This is a genomic window from Bradyrhizobium sp. Ash2021, from assembly GCF_031202265.1.
In the GTDB taxonomy this organism is placed as follows: Bacteria; Pseudomonadota; Alphaproteobacteria; order Rhizobiales; family Xanthobacteraceae; genus Bradyrhizobium.
On record NZ_CP100604.1, the window covers coordinates 5,006,611 to 5,023,987 of the forward strand.

The 17,377-nt window shown below is 60.9% G+C and carries 21 protein-coding genes; 16 read left to right on the top strand and 5 right to left on the bottom strand.

All coding sequences use genetic code 11. From position 1 onward, the window contains the following. Window positions 1-9: 9 nt before the first annotated feature. Window positions 10-342 (bottom strand): cytochrome c, encoded by a 333-nt coding sequence (locus NL528_RS23970; protein WP_083642174.1) that lies wholly within the window; start codon window positions 340-342, stop codon window positions 10-12. 149 nt (window positions 343-491) lie between these two features. Between NL528_RS23970 and NL528_RS23975 the strand changes: the two genes are divergently transcribed. The 10 genes from NL528_RS23975 (at window position 492) to ccoS (ending at window position 9,496) form a co-directional block, all read left to right on the top strand. Then, a complete protein-coding gene (locus tag NL528_RS23975) occupies window positions 492-1,193 on the top strand; it encodes a helix-turn-helix domain-containing protein (RefSeq protein ID WP_309176919.1) in 702 nt (233 codons plus the stop codon). Between the two features lie 31 nt (window positions 1,194-1,224). Then, window positions 1,225-1,434 (top strand): hypothetical protein, encoded by a 210-nt coding sequence (locus tag NL528_RS23980; RefSeq protein ID WP_309176920.1) that lies wholly within the window; start codon window positions 1,225-1,227, stop codon window positions 1,432-1,434. A 164-nt stretch (window positions 1,435-1,598) separates the two neighbouring features. After that, entirely contained in the window at window positions 1,599-3,230 is a 1,632-nt protein-coding gene (gene ccoN, locus NL528_RS23985) for a cytochrome-c oxidase, cbb3-type subunit I (protein ID WP_375144070.1), read from the top strand. An 11-nt stretch (window positions 3,231-3,241) separates the two neighbouring features. Further along, on the top strand, window positions 3,242-3,976 hold the full coding sequence (ccoO, locus tag NL528_RS23990) for a cytochrome-c oxidase, cbb3-type subunit II (protein ID WP_309176922.1): 735 nt from the start codon (window positions 3,242-3,244) through the stop codon (window positions 3,974-3,976). Between the two features lie 12 nt (window positions 3,977-3,988). Further along, window positions 3,989-4,153, top strand: a complete 165-nt coding sequence (locus NL528_RS23995; RefSeq protein ID WP_309176923.1) for a cbb3-type cytochrome c oxidase subunit 3 — start codon at window positions 3,989-3,991, stop codon at window positions 4,151-4,153. Window positions 4,154-4,159: 6 nt separating this feature from the next. Continuing rightward, a complete protein-coding gene (ccoP, locus tag NL528_RS24000; protein WP_309176924.1) occupies window positions 4,160-5,032 on the top strand; it encodes a cytochrome-c oxidase, cbb3-type subunit III in 873 nt (290 codons plus the stop codon). A 101-nt stretch (window positions 5,033-5,133) separates the two neighbouring features. Beyond that, a complete protein-coding gene (gene ccoG, locus NL528_RS24005; protein WP_309176925.1) occupies window positions 5,134-6,597 on the top strand; it encodes a cytochrome c oxidase accessory protein CcoG in 1,464 nt (487 codons plus the stop codon). Window positions 6,598-6,616: 19 nt separating this feature from the next. Further along, window positions 6,617-7,117, top strand: coding sequence for a FixH family protein (locus NL528_RS24010; protein ID WP_309176926.1), 501 nt, complete (start codon window positions 6,617-6,619; stop codon window positions 7,115-7,117). Between the two features lie 13 nt (window positions 7,118-7,130). Beyond that, complete coding sequence (locus tag NL528_RS24015; RefSeq protein ID WP_309176927.1) at window positions 7,131-9,323, top strand: cation-translocating P-type ATPase; 2,193 nt, start codon at window positions 7,131-7,133, stop codon at window positions 9,321-9,323. Beyond that, complete coding sequence (gene ccoS / locus NL528_RS24020) at window positions 9,323-9,496, top strand: cbb3-type cytochrome oxidase assembly protein CcoS (protein WP_074281021.1); 174 nt, start codon at window positions 9,323-9,325, stop codon at window positions 9,494-9,496. The genes NL528_RS24015 and ccoS overlap by 1 nt, the downstream gene beginning before the upstream one ends. A 53-nt stretch (window positions 9,497-9,549) precedes the next feature. Here the strand turns inward: ccoS and NL528_RS24025 are convergent, their stop codons facing one another. Further along, window positions 9,550-9,852, bottom strand: coding sequence for a helix-turn-helix domain-containing protein (locus NL528_RS24025; RefSeq protein WP_309176928.1), 303 nt, complete (start codon window positions 9,850-9,852; stop codon window positions 9,550-9,552). Window positions 9,853-9,890: 38 nt separating this feature from the next. Here NL528_RS24025 and NL528_RS24030 point away from each other — a divergent pair, with 38 nt between their 5' ends. Together NL528_RS24030 and NL528_RS24035 are read left to right on the top strand one after the other, a co-directional pair. Next, complete coding sequence (locus NL528_RS24030; protein ID WP_309185334.1) at window positions 9,891-10,208, top strand: hypothetical protein; 318 nt, start codon at window positions 9,891-9,893, stop codon at window positions 10,206-10,208. A 69-nt stretch (window positions 10,209-10,277) separates the two neighbouring features. Beyond that, window positions 10,278-10,952 carry a Crp/Fnr family transcriptional regulator gene (locus NL528_RS24035; protein ID WP_309176929.1) on the top strand — a complete coding sequence of 225 codons (675 nt, stop codon included), beginning with the start codon at window positions 10,278-10,280 and terminating at the stop codon, window positions 10,950-10,952. A 15-nt stretch (window positions 10,953-10,967) separates the two neighbouring features. Here NL528_RS24035 and NL528_RS24040 read toward each other — a convergent pair whose 3' ends face one another. Beyond that, a complete protein-coding gene (locus NL528_RS24040) occupies window positions 10,968-11,618 on the bottom strand; it encodes a c-type cytochrome (RefSeq protein WP_309176930.1) in 651 nt (216 codons plus the stop codon). 313 nt (window positions 11,619-11,931) lie between these two features. Here NL528_RS24040 and NL528_RS24045 point away from each other — a divergent pair, with 313 nt between their 5' ends. The 4 genes from NL528_RS24045 to NL528_RS24060 are packed head-to-tail and all read left to right on the top strand — an operon-like array spanning window position 11,932 to window position 15,462. After that, window positions 11,932-13,398, top strand: a complete 1,467-nt coding sequence (locus NL528_RS24045) for a cytochrome C (protein WP_309176931.1) — start codon at window positions 11,932-11,934, stop codon at window positions 13,396-13,398. 29 nt (window positions 13,399-13,427) lie between these two features. Next, entirely contained in the window at window positions 13,428-14,198 is a 771-nt protein-coding gene (locus NL528_RS24050) for an outer membrane beta-barrel protein (RefSeq protein WP_309176932.1), read from the top strand. Beyond that, window positions 14,198-14,848 (top strand): c-type cytochrome, encoded by a 651-nt coding sequence (locus tag NL528_RS24055; protein ID WP_309176933.1) that lies wholly within the window; start codon window positions 14,198-14,200, stop codon window positions 14,846-14,848. The genes NL528_RS24050 and NL528_RS24055 overlap by 1 nt, the downstream gene beginning before the upstream one ends. Window positions 14,849-14,856: 8 nt before the next feature. Then, window positions 14,857-15,462 (top strand): c-type cytochrome, encoded by a 606-nt coding sequence (locus tag NL528_RS24060; protein ID WP_309176934.1) that lies wholly within the window; start codon window positions 14,857-14,859, stop codon window positions 15,460-15,462. Window positions 15,463-15,559: 97 nt separating this feature from the next. Here NL528_RS24060 and NL528_RS24065 read toward each other — a convergent pair whose 3' ends face one another. Continuing rightward, window positions 15,560-15,976 carry a DUF6455 family protein gene (locus NL528_RS24065; protein ID WP_309176935.1) on the bottom strand — a complete coding sequence of 139 codons (417 nt, stop codon included), beginning with the start codon at window positions 15,974-15,976 and terminating at the stop codon, window positions 15,560-15,562. A 143-nt stretch (window positions 15,977-16,119) separates the two neighbouring features. Further along, on the bottom strand, window positions 16,120-16,692 hold the full coding sequence (locus NL528_RS24070; protein ID WP_309176936.1) for a hemerythrin domain-containing protein: 573 nt from the start codon (window positions 16,690-16,692) through the stop codon (window positions 16,120-16,122). Window positions 16,693-17,377 lie beyond the last annotated feature (685 nt).

Below are 17,377 nucleotides of genomic sequence, written 5' to 3' on the forward strand. Positions count from 1 at the left end.
AAGCGCCGGCTATTCGAGGGTCTTCAGATAGGACAGTAAATCGTGGATCTGGTCCGGATCGAGCTGGAACTGCGGCATGGTCGGGTGGCCGGTCTGTATGCCTTCGGCCAGCGCCTCAGCCAGGGTTTCTACCGGATAACGGTTGTGCAGGGTCCGGAACGGCGGCGCGATCCTGAGCGGGCTTTGGGTCACCCGATCCACGGAGTGACATCGCGCGCAATTATTGAGCGCGAAGGTCTTGCCGCGGGCCTCGGAAGGTGAGGCGGCCAGGGTTGGCGTGAACAACGCCGGCGCGACCAGAATCAGCGCGATAAGCGTTTGGTGCAGGGTGGGTCGCAGCATGGCGGCACAATTTTCTTCGATCGGCCGGGCATCGGCGCAAGGCACGATATCGGGACTGAAATCTTTCAGGCTTGATCTGAATCAATTTGACCGTGGCCAATCGGTTAAGATGCCTGGACTGGTCCCTCGGATGGCGACTGGAGTCGTGCATGAAGAAAATCGTTGTCGCAGGCCAACCTTGCGCGGAGTGCGCGGTGCGTCCGCATGCGATTTGCGCGGCGCTCGACCAGGACGAATTGCGCGAACTCGAACAGCTCGGGCAGCGCCTCCGGTACCGCCCCAACGATCCGGTGTTCAGTCAGGAAGAGATCGCCACCTCATGTTTCAACGTGCTCGAAGGCGTGATGCGGCTTTACAAGCTGTTGCCCGACGGCCGCCGGCAGATTGTCGGATTTGCGCTGCCGGGGGATTTCCTCGGCATTGCCGTCAACGGCCGTCACGGCATCTCGGCCGACGCGGTGGGAACGGTCGTCGTCTGCCGTTTCGTCAAGAAATCATTCATTCGTTTCGTGGATGAGCGGCCGAATGTCCTGCGCCGTATCAACGAATTCGTCATCCGCGATCTCGACGAGGCCCACGACCAGATGGCCCTGCTCGGACGAAGGTCGGCGGAAGAGAAGGTCGCGACCTTCCTCGTCAAATGGAGGGAGCGGCTGGCGCGGATCGGCCAGATCTCCGCGATAACGCCGTTGCCGATGAGTCGGCAGGACATCGCCGATTACCTTGGTCTGACCATCGAAACGGTTAGCCGTACCTTCACCAAGCTGGAGCGCGACCGGGTGATCGACATCGTGCATGGCGGCATTCGCCTGGCTGATGCGGCACGCGCCGAAGCCCTGGCCGCCGCTTGAGTCCAGCGCCACGGACTTTTATCGAGCGAGTTTGATCGACGTCAAAGACCGCCTGTTTTGGTTCGCCATACTCTCAATGAAATCAAAGGAGGTCGTTATGCCTATCGATTCGGTGCTGGTTTCCGTAGCTGTGGTGGCAATGTTCGTAATCTTTGCCGGTGTGTTGGCCTGGGGCGAACGCCAGTCCCGGTCACTGCAGCAGATGTCAGCCGACGGCCATCGCAAGCGCCGCAGTTTCTGAACGCGCGCACGCCTTGCCGCCGCCGCGGGCTTGGTCGCCTGTGGCCCGGCGTAGCTTGATCTTGATTAATTCATCGGCGGTGGAATCGGGATTGATGGAGCGGTGCCGCTCCGGGCCGCTCCAAAGAGAATCATTCGATGAACCAGTCTCAATCCGGAAAATGGATGACGCACGGCGAAGCCGGCTTGGCCGCATTCTTTTCGGCGGCCGCCTTCCTCTGCATGATAGCCGCCGCCAAGGCGCTCGACACGGCTTTCGCTTTCCACGCCTCGCTCGGGGCGGCGGCGAGCCTCGCGGCGGCCTTTGCGATCTTCAATCGCTATTTCGACCGTCCGGTCGCGTTACCTCCCCAAGAGATCGACGGCCGGCCCAATTACAATTTCGGCCCGATCAAGTTCGCGGCGGGAATATCGGTATTCTGGGGAATAGCGGGCTTCGCCGTCGGACTGCTGATCGCCTCGCAGCTTGCCTGGCCCGCGCTGAATTTCGATCTGCCGTGGACCAGTTTCGGTCGCTTGCGGCCGCTGCATACCTCGGCTGTCATATTCGCCTTCGGCGGCAACGTGCTGATTGCGACCTCATTCTATGTGGTTCAGAAAACCTGCCGGGTCCGTCTCGCCGGCGATCTGGCGCCGTGGTTCGTCGTTCTCGGTTATAATTTCTTCATCTTGATTGCCGGTACCGGCTACCTGCTCGGAGTGACCCAATCGAAGGAATATGCGGAGCCGGAGTGGTACGCCGACCTCTGGCTCACGATCGTCTGGGTGACCTATCTGCTGGTGTTCCTGATGACGCTGGTGAAGCGCAAGGAACCGCACATCTTCGTCGCGAACTGGTTCTATCTCGCCTTCATCATCACCATTGCGGTGCTTCACCTCGGCAATAATCCCGCATTGCCCGTCTCGGTGTGGGGCTCGAAGTCCTACATCGCCTGGGGCGGCGTGCAGGATGCCATGTTCCAGTGGTGGTACGGGCACAACGCCGTGGGCTTCTTCCTCACGGCCGGTTTCCTCGCCATCATGTACTATTTCATTCCCAAGCGGGCGGAGCGGCCGGTCTATTCCTATCGGCTATCGATCATCCACTTCTGGGCGATCATCTTTCTCTACATCTGGGCCGGGCCGCACCATCTGCATTACACCGCGCTGCCGGACTGGGCGCAGACATTGGGCATGACGTTTTCGATCATGCTGTGGATGCCCTCCTGGGGTGGCATGATCAACGGCTTGATGACGCTGTCAGGTGCCTGGGACAAGCTGCGTACTGATCCCGTCCTGCGGATGCTGGTCGTGTCGGTCGCGTTCTACGGCATGGCCACGTTCGAAGGCCCGCTGATGTCGATCAAGGTAGTGAACTCACTCAGCCACTACACCGACTGGACCATCGGCCACGTTCATTCGGGTGCGCTCGGCTGGGTCGGGTTCGTCTCGTTCGGTGCGCTGTATTGCCTGATCCCCTGGCTGTGGAATCGCAAGGGGCTCTACAGCCTCAAGCTCGTCAACTGGCATTTCTGGACCGCGACCATCGGCATCGTGCTCTACATCTCGGCGATGTGGGTGTCGGGAATTCTTCAGGGCCTGATGTGGCGTGCCTACACCTCGCTGGGTTTCCTCGAATATTCCTTCATCGAAACCGTCGAGGCGATGCATCCCTTCTATATCATCCGCGCCGCGGGCGGGGCGCTGTTCCTGATTGGTGCGCTGATCATGGCATATAACCTCTGGATGACCGTGCGGGTCGGCGAGGCCGAATCGACGGCGCTGCGCTCACCCGTTGCTCTTCAGCCGGCAGAGTAAGGAGCAACGCAATGTCATTCTGGACCCGACATCAGATCCTCGAGAAAAACTCGATCGTCCTCATCGTGGGCATCCTCGCGGTGATCGCGATCGGTGGCCTCGTCGAGATCACCCCGTTGTTCTATCTCAAGAGCACAATTGAAGTGGTCGATGGCGTCAGGCCATACACTCCGCTCGAGCTGACTGGCCGCAATATCTATGTCCGCGAAGGCTGCTATCTCTGCCACTCGCAGATGATCCGGCCGTTGCGCGACGAGGTCGAGCGCTATGGCCATTATTCGCTGGCCGCCGAAAGCATGTATGACCACCCGTTCCAGTGGGGGTCAAAGCGCACCGGGCCGGATCTCGCACGCGTCGGCGCCAAATATTCCGACGAATGGCACGTGACGCATCTGATTAACCCACGCGCCATCGTTCCGCAATCGGTGATGCCCGGCTATCCGTTCCTCGCCGACACCGAAGTCGATCCCCGGACTATCGCGGACCATCTGCGGACCAGCCGCAGCGTCGGCGTGCCCTATTCGGACGATCAGATCGCCAACGCCGTCGACGACCTGAAGGCGCAGGCCGATCCGGACAGCGCCGGGGCCGACGGTTTCGCAAAACGCTATCCGAAGGCGGTTGTGCGCAATTTTGACGGCAAGCCGGGAATGCCCACCGAGATGGACGCGCTAGTTGCCTATCTGCAGATGCTGGGCACCCTGGTGGATTTCAAGCTCTACAACGAAAAAGCCAATCTTCGCTGAGCAGGCAGGACGATGAAAGCAATCCTAACAGTCCAGAATTTCACATCGGATTTCGTCACGACATTCTGGACGCCGATTTTCGTCGGCATCTTTCTCGCCATCGTGGCTTACGCACTTTGGCCTCGCAATCGGGCGGCTTTCGACGAGGCGTCGAAAATGCCGCTGCGGGAGGATTGACCGATCATGGCTGACCACAACGATCTGGACCACGTCACCGGAAAAACGACCACCGGTCACGAATGGGATGGCATTAAGGAACTAAATACGCCGCTGCCGCGCTGGTGGGTCATCACCTTCTACCTCACCATCGTCTGGGCGGTGGGTTATTGGATCGTGTATCCCGCCTGGCCGATGCTGTGGAGCAATACCACGGGCCTGTTGCACTACTCGTCCCGGGCGGATGTCGCCGTCGAACTCGCCAACCTTGAAATGATACGCGGCGACAGGATGGTCGCGCTCGGCGCTGCGCCGCTCGCGGATATCGAGAAGGACCCGGCATTGCTGGCGCTCGCCCGCGCCCGTGGCAAGACGGTATTCGGCGACAATTGCGCACCCTGCCATGGCAGTGGCGCCGCCGGCGCCAAGGGTTATCCGAATTTGAACGATGACGATTGGTTGTGGGGCGGCACGCTCGATCAGATCATGCAGACGATCCAGTTCGGTGCGCGCTCGGGACATACGAAGGCCCATGAGAGCGCGATGTTGGCCTTCGGCAAGGAGGGGGTCCTCAAGAAAGAGCAGATTGTCACCGTCGCGAACTATGTCCGATCATTGTCCGGCCTGTCGACGAGCCAGGGCTATGACGCGGCGGCGGGCGCAAAGATTTTCGCGGACAACTGCGTGGCCTGTCACGGTGACGGTGGCAAGGGAAACCAGGAACTCGGCGCGCCCAACCTCACCGACAAGATATGGCTCTACGGTTCCGACGAGGCGACCCTGATCGAGACGATTACCAACGGCCGTGGCGGCGTCATGCCGGCCTGGGTCGGCCGTCTAGATCCCCCCACGATCAAGGCGCTGGCGGTCTATGTTCATTCGCTCGGCGGCGGAAAGTGATCGCGGCGGGCGACGGTTCCCCAGGTTTGTTTGAGGTGGATCAACTGCGCATCTGAGGCCTCCGGTTAGGCTCGGCGGCAAATGCGAGATGAATCCTTCAGATGAACACGACCGCACCCCCGATCGAAGTGGAGATTGACGATTACGGACCGCTTTATGCCGCCCGTAAGAAGGTCTATCCGCAGAGCGTCTCCGGTACATTCCGCCGCATCAAATGGGGCCTGATGGCATTTTGCCTCGGCGTCTACTATTTGCTGCCGTTCGTACGCTGGCATCGCGGTCTCGGCGCGCCCGACCAGGCGGTGCTGGTCGATCTGCCGAACAGCCGGTTCTATTTCTTCTTCATCGAACTGTGGCCGCAGGAGGTTTACTACTTCACGGGGTTGTTGATTGTCGCCGCCATCACACTGTTCCTGATGAACTCGATCGGCGGCCGGATCTGGTGCGGATATCTCTGTCCGCAGACCGTGTGGACCGACCTGTTCTACGCCGTCGAGCGAATGGTGGAAGGCGACCGCCGCGAGCGCATGAAAAAGGACGCCGCCAAAGGTACGCTGAAGCTGCAGCGCTTTGCCGAAATCACACTGAAGCATTCGATCTGGCTGATGATCGCGTGGTGGACCGGCGGCGCCTGGGTGCTGTATTTCAACGATGCGCCGACGCTGGTGAAGCAGCTGGTCACCTTCCAGGCGCCGATGCTGGCCTATATCTGGATCGGCATATTGACGACAACGACCTATCTGCTCGCCGGTTTCATGCGCGAGCAGGTCTGCGTCTATATGTGCCCGTGGCCGCGGATCCAGGCCGCGCTCACCGACGAATGGGCGCTCAACGTCACCTACAAATACGACCGGGGTGAAACGCGCACGTCGCTGAAAAAGGCCAACGAATTGCGCGCGCTCGGCAAGGCGGTGGGCGATTGCGTCGACTGCTATCAATGCGTCGCGGTCTGCCCGACCGGCATCGATATCCGCGACGGCGCGCAGCTCGACTGCATCCAGTGCGGGTTGTGCATCGACGCCTGCGATACCGTGATGAAGAAGATCGGCAGGGAAACCCGGCTGATAGGCTACGACAACGACATCAACATTCAGCGGCGCCAGGCCGGCAAGCCGCCGATCTATCGCATCGTCAGGCCGCGCACGATCGTCTACAGCGCGCTGATCGCAACCGTCGGCGCGATCATGCTGTATGCGTTGCTGACACGATCGCTGCTCGACGTCAACGTGCTGCATGACCGCAATCCGGTCGCGGTGAAACTGAGCGACGGCTCGATCCGGAATGCCTATACGGTCCGTCTTCTGAACAAACGCGGTTTCGATCGCGTCATCGCCATCGATATCGATGGGCCAGCTAACGCGACGGTCCATGTCGTTGGCGTCGATTCGGTGACCCCCGATCGGCCCATGATCGTACTCGGGCGCGACCAGACCACCGAACTGCGGCTTTTGGTGACGGCGCCTTCCGAGAACAACCCCGAGAAGTCGATCCCGGTGCGATTCCGGGTGACCGACATCGGCCTCGGCGAGGTCGCCTCGGCGACCGATAATTTCGTCACGCCGTAACACCCCAACGGAGCATCGCATGGACAGAGTGTCTTACACGCCGAAACCGTTTACCGGACGCACGGTGTTATTTTTGCTGGTCGCGTTCTTCGGTGTCGTGATCGGAGTCAATCTGGTCATGATGAAGTTCGCGATCCAGACCTTGCCGGGCACCGAAGTCGACAGCGCCTATAGCGCCAGCCTGGCCTATGAGGGGGAGATCGCAGCCGCCCACGATCAGAACGCGCGCAAATGGCAAGTCGACGCACACGTTCAGCGCGGCCCCGATGGTGGTGCGACGCTGCAGGTGGAGGCACGGGACAACAACGGCCGGCCGATGTCCGGCCTGAAGTTTCAGGGCCGCTTCGAACGTCCAACCGACAGGCGCGCGGATCAGGCGGTGACACTTGCGGAGACCGGGATTGGCATCTACCGCGGCAGTGCGCCGCTGATCGCGCCGGGGCAATGGGACCTCGTGCTTCAGGGCGATGCGGCGGGCCGAAGGATGTTCCTGTCGAAGAATCGTGTGCTGTTGAACTAGGAAGGCATCGACTATGCAGGCCGTGCGCGACTTTTCGCATTACGTCCGGGACGTAGGCTCCGGTCTGTCCCACATCGATCTGGCAGTCGAGGGCGTCAGTTGCGCCGGATGCATGTCCAAGATCGAGCGCGGACTGTCTGCGATCCCCGATGTCACGCTCGCACGCGTTAATCTCACCGACCGCCGGGTGGCGCTGGAATGGCGCCAGGGTGCGGTCGATCCGGCCCGATTCATCGACCGGCTCGCCGAACTCGGCTACAAGGCTCATCCATTCGAGACCGAAAGCGCGGAGGCCGCGGAAGCGGAGCAATCGCGCTTCCTGCTGCGCTGCCTCGGGGTCGCGGCGTTCGCGACCATGAATGTGATGATGCTGTCGATCCCGGTGTGGTCCGGCAACATCGGCGACATGATGTCCGAGCAGCGCGATTTCTTTCACTGGCTGTCGGCGCTGATCGCGCTGCCGGCCGCAGCCTATGCCGGCCAACCGTTCTTCCGATCGGCGTATCAGGCGTTGCGCACCCGCAACGTCAACATGGACGTTCCGATCAGCGTCGGCGTCATGCTGGCACTGGGCATGTCGCTGATCGAGACTATCCACCACGCCGAACATGCCTATTTCGATGCGGCGATCATGTTGCTGACATTCCTGCTGGTGGGACGTTATCTCGACCAGAACATGCGACGACGAACGCGCGCGGTTGCCGGAAACCTGGCGGCGCTCAAGGCCGAGACCGCGACCAAGTTCGTCGGCGCCGGCGAGATCGCCGAGATGCCGGTCGCTGCGATTCATACCGGCGACATCGTCCTGCTGCGGCCCGGCGAGCGCTGCGCGGTCGATGGCACGGTGATCGAGGGCCGATCCGAGATCGACCAAAGCCTGATCACCGGCGAAACCGTGCACGTCACCGCAGCGCAAGGCACGGCGGTCTATGCCGGGTCGCTGAACATTTCAGGCGCGCTGCGCGTCCGCGTCTCGGCGGCGTCGGAAGGCACGCTGCTGGCAGACATCACCCGGCTACTCGACAATGCCTTGCAGACCCGCTCGCGATATGTGCGTCTCGCAGACCGTGCTTCGAGGCTGTATGCGCCAGTGGTGCATGCAGCGGCGCTGCTGACCATGATCGGCTGGGTTTTGATGGGGGCGAACTGGCACGACGCGGTTGTTACCGCGATCGCGGTCTTGATCATCACCTGTCCCTGCGCGCTTGGCCTCGCCATCCCGACCGTCCAGACGGTGGCATCGGGCGCAATGTTCCGGGCCGGCGTGCTGCTCAATTCGGGCGATGCCATCGAACGGCTGGCCGAAGTCGACCGGGTCATCTTCGACAAGACTGGAACCCTGACTTTGCCTGAGCTCGATGTCGTCAATTCGGAAGCTATCCCGCGCGAAACGTTCGAGCTTGCCGGACGGCTGGCGCTCGCAAGCCATCATCCGGTGGCCGCCGCGGTGGCGCGTGCGTCGAACGCCCGGTCGCCGCTGGCCGGCGTGGTCGAGGAGCCCGGGCAGGGCGTTCGTGCTCTCGTCGAGGGCGAGGAGATCAGGCTGGGTAGGCCGTCCTTTTGCGGTGCCGACCGGTTGGCCAACGAGATTCTGATCCGGGACCCGGAAGTGTCGGCCGTCGCGTTCAGCCGGGGCGGTGCCCGCTATGTGTTCGCGGTCCGGCAGCTTCTGCGCCCGGATGCGCCGGCGATGATGGCCGCGCTCCAGACACGCGGCATCGCGGTCGAGATTGTCTCGGGCGACCGCGAGCCGGCGGTGCGGGCGGCCGCGCAATCGCTCGGAATTGGCGAGTGGCGCGCCGGCGTCATGCCGGCAGACAAGATCGCGCGCATCGACGAACTGAAACAGCAGGGCTTCAAGGTCATGATGGTCGGCGACGGGCTGAATGACGCGCCGGCGCTCACCGCCGCGCATGTTTCGATGTCGCCGATCAGTGCCGCCCATCTGAGCCAGGCCACCGCGGATCTTGTGTTTCTCGGCAATCCGCTCGCTCCCGTGGTTACCGCGATCGATTTCTCGCGGAAGGCGCTGCACTTGATGCGGCAGAATCTCTGGCTTGCGGTTGGATACAATTTTCTGGCGGTTCCGATCGCGATTGCCGGGGTCGTGACGCCGCTGATCGCTGCGGTCGCGATGTCCGGCTCCTCACTCCTGGTGATGCTGAACGCGCTTCGCGGGCGCGACGTCGCGCAACGGAGGTCATGATGGAAGTGCTGGTCATTCTGGTGCCGCTGGCGCTCGGCCTCGGCCTCGTGGGGTTGCTCGGATTTCTCTGGTCGCTCAAGAGCGGGCAGTATGACGATCTCGATGGCGCGGCCTGGCGGGCCATTGCCGATGATGAGCCGGTGACGGAGCATCCGTCGGACAGACCCGCTTAGGCGCCTTGATCGCAAGTTGGGGTCCGCCATCTCCGATCCCGGCTAGTACCTCGTCACAGTGGTTCTGACTGGTTGATTCCGAGCCAATCTAGGATGGGCAGGTCTTCCGGAGGCACGAGGATTTGGATGCTTCGGGCGACGCCGGGTTGACGCCTGATGAGACCGTTTCGTTCGAGCGTCACGATCATCTGGTGGACCGATGGCGGGCTGACTTGGAAGTGGCGCTGCATGTCGGCTTCAGCGGGCGGGCGCCGGAACATGTGCGCATAGGTGTAGATGAAAGCCAGGTACTGGCCTTGCTTTTCGGTGAAGCCTTGAGCCGTGAGGCTGCGAGCGGCGCCTGATTTTCGATTCATTTGTCGATTCGTCCGGTGGCTTCCGCGCCGCGATCCGCATGCCGGAAGCCGAGCTTCCCAAGGTCGAGGGCGCAAACAAAGCTCTCGATCACTCGCACCGGATTGTCCGCTCCAACATAGTCCTCAACCCGGGCAGGAAGGAGACTGGCTTGCTCTCGGCTCTCGCCGGTCTTGAATGGGCGATTCGTCATGAGCCGAATGGTACATCAACTCCCAAAAAAGCCGAGTTCTTGCTCAGCCTCGACGGGCACGTCAGCGCCTTCCGCCGACGCACGTTTGGTCAGATTTTGGCAGAAGGGCTGCCTGGCACGTCGTCGTTTTTGATCTGGGTCAACGCGCTTCGGCTCTATTCATGATTCAAAGGGACTGTTGGTTGTCTGCCGTTTCGTGACGTTGCCGCAGGCAGGTCCGCGGAGGCATGAACTGTGTCAAATCGTTCGCGCGATGAAAATCCGAAAGCGCGGTTTGACGCGAAGGCTTTTTTTCGCCATTTCGGCGCCGGAGCAACCTCGGAAAAATTTCAAAAGAACCAGAAAATTTACGCGCAAGGAGAGATTGCCGATACTGTCTGTTACATCGAAGAAGGACGGGTCAAGGCAATCGTCTTGTCCGACCTCGGCAAGGAAGCGATCGTGGGGATCTTTCGCGAGGGTCAATTGTTCGGAGAGGCCTGCCTGGGCCCCGCCAAGTTACGGACGGCGACCATCGTGGCGATGGAAGAATGCCTGATCATTTCGGTCAAGAAGCGGGCGATGCTTTCAGCACTCGATTCAGCGCCTCATCTTGCAGCATTTTTCATCACCCATCTGCTGTCACGAAATACCCGCCTTGAAGAGGACATGATCGATCAGCTGCTCAATTCGAGCGAAAGACGGCTGGCGCGGCTGCTGCTGGTGCTCACGAACTCTTACGAAGAAGGCCAGAAGCCAGTTGGGGTGACACTCAGTCAGGAAGCGTTGGCGGAGATGGTTGGCACGACGCGCCCCCGGGTCAGCACTTTCATGAACAAGTTCCGCGAAAAGGGATTCATCAGCTACGACGGACACAGCGGGAAGATAGAAGTCCGCGCGGAGCTGTTGCTTTCGGTACTCGGAGGTTAGTTCGCCGGCCGCTTGTCAATTCAGATAGCTTACATAGGCCGCGACGGCCTTGACCTGCGCTTCGGTCAAATTATGTGCGATCGGCTGCATGATGGCCGAATTATCCGGCTTCGCCGGATCCTGACCGCGCTCCTTGCTCCAGTTCAACAGTTTCTTCGCCACGTAGTCATTGAGTTGACCCGCCAGCCGAGGGAATGCGTCGGAGCCTTTGGCATCCTGCCCGTGACAGGAACCGCACGGAGGAACCTCGGCGCTCGGAATCCCTTCTTCATAGATCTTCTTGCCGTCGGCCACGAGCTCCTTGGGAGCCCCTCCCAACGGCTTGGGATCGAGATCCTTGAAATGCGTGGACAACGCCGTCAGCATCGACGGGCTCAAGACATGCGCCACGTTAAACATCACAGGGTTGGTTCGCCTGCGTTCGATAAACGCCTGCAGCTGATTCACCAGGTACTCCGGTTGCTGTCCGGCAAGACGTGGCATCGGAAACGATCCGCGAAAGCCCTGCCCCGACAGCCCGTGGCAGGTTTTGCAGTAGGCGATCTTGGCGTCCAGCTCCTGCTTTGGAACGGCGGCGTTGCCCTTGCCTTCGGCGTGGCCTGCCGCGGAAACAGCGACCGTTAACAGCGCCGTCTGCAATGCCAACCTCAAGCCAATGAGCTTCATGATCCGCCCTCCGCGACCAGATGATGTTATGCCTGCGCGACGCTTTGATCCAGAAGAGTCAACGATACGACGCGGCGTCCGCGCTCTGTTGCCGAAAATCCTCACATAATCGAAATGAATTTCGGTGTTCTTTTTTGAACACTTGCTTTCACCGCCGTGCGTTAGCGGTGGATTGGCTCTGGAGCGCTCCTGGATTCACACTTCGTGCGTCCGGACAGCCCACCGTGAGCGAAGTGGATGGCGCGCGATGCGAGGCGATTACTGTCGTTTTCCTCGGCCGTTTGCGAATCGCGGGCTCATCGCTGCCTGTGCGATGGCCTTGCTTCTCGGCGGCTTGCTGACGATCAGCTTTGCACCGCCTGCGCAAGCGCTTCCGAGTTTCGCGCGCCAGACCGGACAGCCCTGCGGCACCTGCCACACTGATTTTCCGGCGCTCACCCCCTACGGCCGAAGATTCAAGCTGCTCGGATACACCGCCGGCGGTGGTCAATTCCGGACGACGCCATTCTCATCACAAGCCGGAAGCGACGCGCGCGCCGAACTCGACAAACTGCGCGGTTACGCCAAGGCGCTGGATGCGCCGGTGACTGGCGGCGACAAGGAATATGTCCCGCCGCTGTCGATGATGGCCATCGTCGGCTTCACCCATACCCAGGCGCCGCTGCCTCCGCCGACCGATCCCTACAGCCCGAACGACAACACCGTGCTGTCACCGTTCAGCGCGTTCTGGGGCGGCGCGATCACCGACAATATCGGCGCATTCGCGCAGGTGACCTATAACGCGGTGCCGGCCGGAGGATTTGGCGATCCGTTCGGGCACACCTGGACGTGGGACAATACCGATGTTCGTTTTGCCAGGACCGCAAGCATCGGTCCGCTTGATCTCGTCTACGGTATCACCGCCAACAACAATCCGACCGTTCAGGATTTGTGGAACACGACGCCGGCCTGGTCCTTCCCTTACGCGGTGTCGACGCTCGCGCCGACGCCCGGCAGCAAGACGATGATCGAGGGCGCGTTCGCCGCGCATGTCGGCGGCGTCGGCGCCTATGCCATGATCAATGATCTGCTCTATCTCGAACTCACCGGCTACCGAACGCTCGGATTCAGCCAGCAGAATGCGCTGGGGACCGACCCATTCGGCGCGCCGGGGCTGCTCGGCGGGGTCGCGCCTTATTGGCGCGTTGCGCTCGAGCCGCATTGGGGCCGCCATTCGCTGATGGTCGGTACATTTGGAATGTACACCGATGTGCATCCATGGGTCGATACGAGCTTCACGACGTTTTCGACCGCTACCATGCCGCTATCGGACAAATTCACCGACATCGGCTTCGACACCCAATATCAGTACCAGGGCGACAATTACTGGGTGACTCTGCGCGGCAGTTATATTCGCGAATTCCAGCGGCTGGATGCCAGCTTCGCCAGCATGGCGTCGGCCAATCCGACCAACCTGCTCGACAGCATGAAGCTGCAGGCGTCATTCGCCTATGGCACGGACAACAGGGTCGTGCTGACCGGACAATATTTCGATATCCGCGGCACATCCGATCCAGGCTTGTTTGGACTCGACATCAACGGGAACGCACTGACGCCGAACAGCAATGGCTGGATGGCCGAGATCGCCTACATCCCGTTCGGCGCCAGCAAGTCGTTCGGCTGGCCGTGGTTCAACGCCCGCATCGGCCTGCAATACACCTACTACAACAAGTTCAACGGCACCGCGATCGGTGCCCATGACAACAACACCCTGTTCCTCCATGCCTGGTTTGCCATGTAGGCGGGCGCGTCCGCACGGGAGATTGCCCAATGAGAAATATCTGGTTCGCGATCGCAGCAGCGCTGGCCATGACCGCACCGCTCGCGCGCGCGGCGGATCTGCCGCTCAAGGCGGCGACGCCGTTCGTTGAGCGCTTCAGCTGGACCGGCTGCTATCTCGGCGGCCACCTCGGCGGCGGCTTTGCCCACAAGAACATCACCGACCCGGTGCAGCTGGTACAGGATTCGTTTCTGGGCCTGGGTTCGACCCCCGACGTCACCACCGTCAATCCGTCGCCAACGGGCGTTGTGATCGGCGGGCAAATCGGCTGCGACTATCAGTTCGCACCCTCCTGGGTGATCGGAATCGAAGGTGCGGCCTCGGGCTCGACCATGCGGGGCAGCACGACAGTCGGCCTGCCGCTTGGCAATCCCGATACGGCGCTGGTGCGGGCCAAGACGGATTTCCTGACCAGCGTGACGGCCCGCGTCGGTTTCGCCTTCGACAATGTGCTGCTCTATGCCAAAGGCGGCGCCGCGCTGGCCGGCGACCGGTACGATGTCACGGGTTCGTTCGCCGGCGCCCCCTTCGCCTTCACCGGGCTGGAAAACCGTGTCGGCTGGACCGCGGGCGGCGGCGTGGACTGGGCATTCTCGCCGCATTGGTCAGCCAGCCTCGAATACGATTATTACGGGTTCGGGCACGCCACCGTTGCGATGTCCGATCCGATCAACGGGTTTGTCGGCCCGGTGGACGTCCGGCAGAGCATCCAAGTGGTCAAGGCCGGATTGAACTTCCATATCTGGGGGCCCGGTTGGTAATGGTCGGAGCCCATTCAATCCTGCGGCTGGCTTGGCGAACCGCGCTGCTGGCAGCGTTGTTCTCCGCGGCAGGTCACGCCGAGGACAGAAGCGCGCCCGCAAGGCCAGGCGGGCTTGAGGCCAAGCTGCAATATTGCAAGACCTGTCACGGGCTGCAGGGACAAGGCTATATGGGCTATTTCCCGATGCCTCGCCTGGCCGGGCAGCAACCCGACTATATCGAAGCGCAGCTGCGCGCCTTCATCGAGCGGCGGCGAACCAACCCGATCATGTTCAATGTCGCGCATGTGCTGAGCCCGTCGATGCTGACGGCGCTCGCCACGCATTTCAGGCATCTCGATCCCAAACCATTCGGAGGTGCGCCACGAAGATCCATCTCCACTGGCAAGCAAATCTACGAAGATGGCCTCCCCGAAGCCAACGTTCCTGCCTGCGCTGCCTGTCACGGTGTCGAGGGCAAGGGACAGAACGAAATTCCGCGGCTGGCGGGTCAGCTCTATGACTACACCGTCGGACAATTGACCGGCTGGAAAAAGGAACGCGGCCAGGGCTCGGCGGTCGACACATCAGCCATCATGGCGCCGACGGCGCACAACCTGACGCGGGCGCAGATCGAAGCCGTCGCAGCCTATGTGAGTTACCTGCAATGAGTGCCGTCATGAGACGCATCGCCCTGACGATAGCGATCCTTGCGATGGTCGCTTCGACCGCTCCGGTCAGGGCGGGTGACGGCGAGAACAACGCCGGCGTCCGCAATTGCACCTGGTGCCACGGAACAGGGGCGCAAGGGTACATGGTCGCGCCGCGGCTGGCGGGACAGCGGGCGCAATATATCCAGGGTCAGCTTCGCAGCTTTGCCGAGCACAGCAGGGACAATCCATTTTCGAAGCAATATATGTGGGGCGCGGTCGCCGCTCTGCGTCCCTATGAAGTGCGTGATCTCGCCATCTATTTCGCCGGGCTCCCCCCCAAACCTGCCAATGACGGCGACCGCAATCTCGCGGCCAGGGGACGAACGATCTATATGGATGGAATTCCTGAAGCCAATATCGTCTCCTGCTATGCCTGTCATGGCCCGAACGCCGAGGGCATCAGGGATATTCCGCGCCTCGGGGGCCTCGCCTATTTTTACCTGAAAGGCCGGCTTGAGCAGTGGGGTCAGGGATATCATTCGGGCATCGCCTCTCCGATGCCGATGGTGGCAAGCACGCTGGGCCCGAACGAAATTGAGGCGCTCGCTTCCTACCTCAGCTTCGTCAAGTAAGCCGTCGCCGTAATTCGTTCCAAAACTCTGGTGGCGTCGCCCGCCTCGTGCGCGCTATCAGATCGCAGGTGGCCGGGTCTTGATCAGTTCATGATCTTCAACTCTTGAACCTCACCGTGTCGATGGTATCTGAGTTTTCGCAATACTCCACATAGTTGGTCGCAGCAGTGCCGGCCGCGAGCTCCTGATGGCACTGACGCTTGTGCGTGCAGAACGAGCAGACGCGCTCCATATCGCGCAATAAGGCCGGCTCCGCACGACGTAAGGCCGCTTCGTCGATGTCTAATGCCGTGAGCATGTACGGCAACTCGTTCGCGCTCTGCGAGCCCTGCCGCACCAGCCTCTCGAGATCGGCGGGCGTCACGTTGAGCTCGCGCGCAACACACTCCAACCCGCCGAATTCGGCTTCGTACTCCATCAGTTCGTTCAACTCTCGACGCTGCTTGAGCCAGTCGGCAAACAGACCGATGACTTTCGTGACAAACGAATAAGGTTCATGCTGGGTTGTCGTCATCGCACCCTCCATCCTCTGAGATTCAATTCTGGCCGGCCGCGTCGGCAGGTGGGTTCCTTTTGAGACAATGAACGCCAAGGCGAGTCTCGCGCGCCAGTAAGAACGAACTGTCGCGAAGCCTTGGCCCCTCTTAAAACGCGGCATCAGCAATGCGTCGATCGTTCCGCCTCTGCCTCCTGCTCCAGCTGCAAGATATGCCTCCGCACGACCTCGAACTTCTCTTCGACAACTTCACTGAAGAGCGGATCACTCTGATCCGTCAATCTCGAAGCGATCTCCGCCCAGTCCGCAGGCTCTAGAGCGTTGATGGCGGCCGGAAAGAAGACTTGCTCTTCCATTGCCATATGGCGCCGCTCCCGCTCGATGAAGTCGCGAATGATGTCGTTGACGGTTTGGCGCAGGAGTTCCCGATCGGCGAGTACATTCTCGACTGCGTGGGCGACCCTGCGCAAACGTTCGGCGCCCCGCCGGTGATCGGCCGCGAGATCGCCGATCTTCGCGGCCGCGGCGGAATCGCGCAGCTTCAGTTTCTCGAATACCCTGTCCTCCAGCGGATGGTGGTAGGCATCGGGATAGACCTGGAAATAAGCAATAACCGCGTGAACTACTTCGTAGTCCGGGCGTTCTCCCCGCGCGAAGACGTCGAGCTCCCGCTCAAGAACGAGGAGCAACTTTTCGATGTTGCGATGTTCTTGGCGCAAGATTTCAATGACCATTGCGCCCTCCCTGAAGATTGATTTTATGTAATAGTCGCAGATGTAGCGTCGTGAGACATTGCGATAGATCAATAGGATGGGAACAGCACAGGCCTGGCGGGCGACCGCGGATGATGATATCCGAGGCGCGGACCGATCGAGCCGCAACGAGCCTGCGGATGATCGGCTCAAGCTATCAAGCCGCTATGGAAGGGCTACCTAAAATCATCGTTGCGATCACTGACCGGCAACGCCAAGACCGCAGTAGACGTGGTTGCCGAGCGGCGCAGTTTCCTGGAGCTCATCCCGAACCAACCGCTCGATTCAAATTTGAAGCTTGTCTCAGCGCGAAGCCCCGACGTCGGGAACACGCGATACGACCAGATCACCTGGCAGACGTCGTATCCTCCCCTAAGGTTCACTTTGCTGTGGTGCATGAGTCCGGAAGTGGCACTTTTCGGACATGGCCGCGATGGCCGACGATGTCCGCTGTCGGGGTACAGCGGAAGTCGTCGCTCGATTCGTTTCGATCATCGAGGGGTGGCTCGCTTCCTTGGTCGCAAGTCCGAAAATATTTCTAACGTAGATGATGATTGTCAATGAAGGACCGCTTGTCGCGCGAAGCGGTCATTGACCTGTGGATCGAAGATCTAGCTGGCTCATGCTGGCTGGACCTAGATCAAGCTTCCTCATGACGGATTGGACC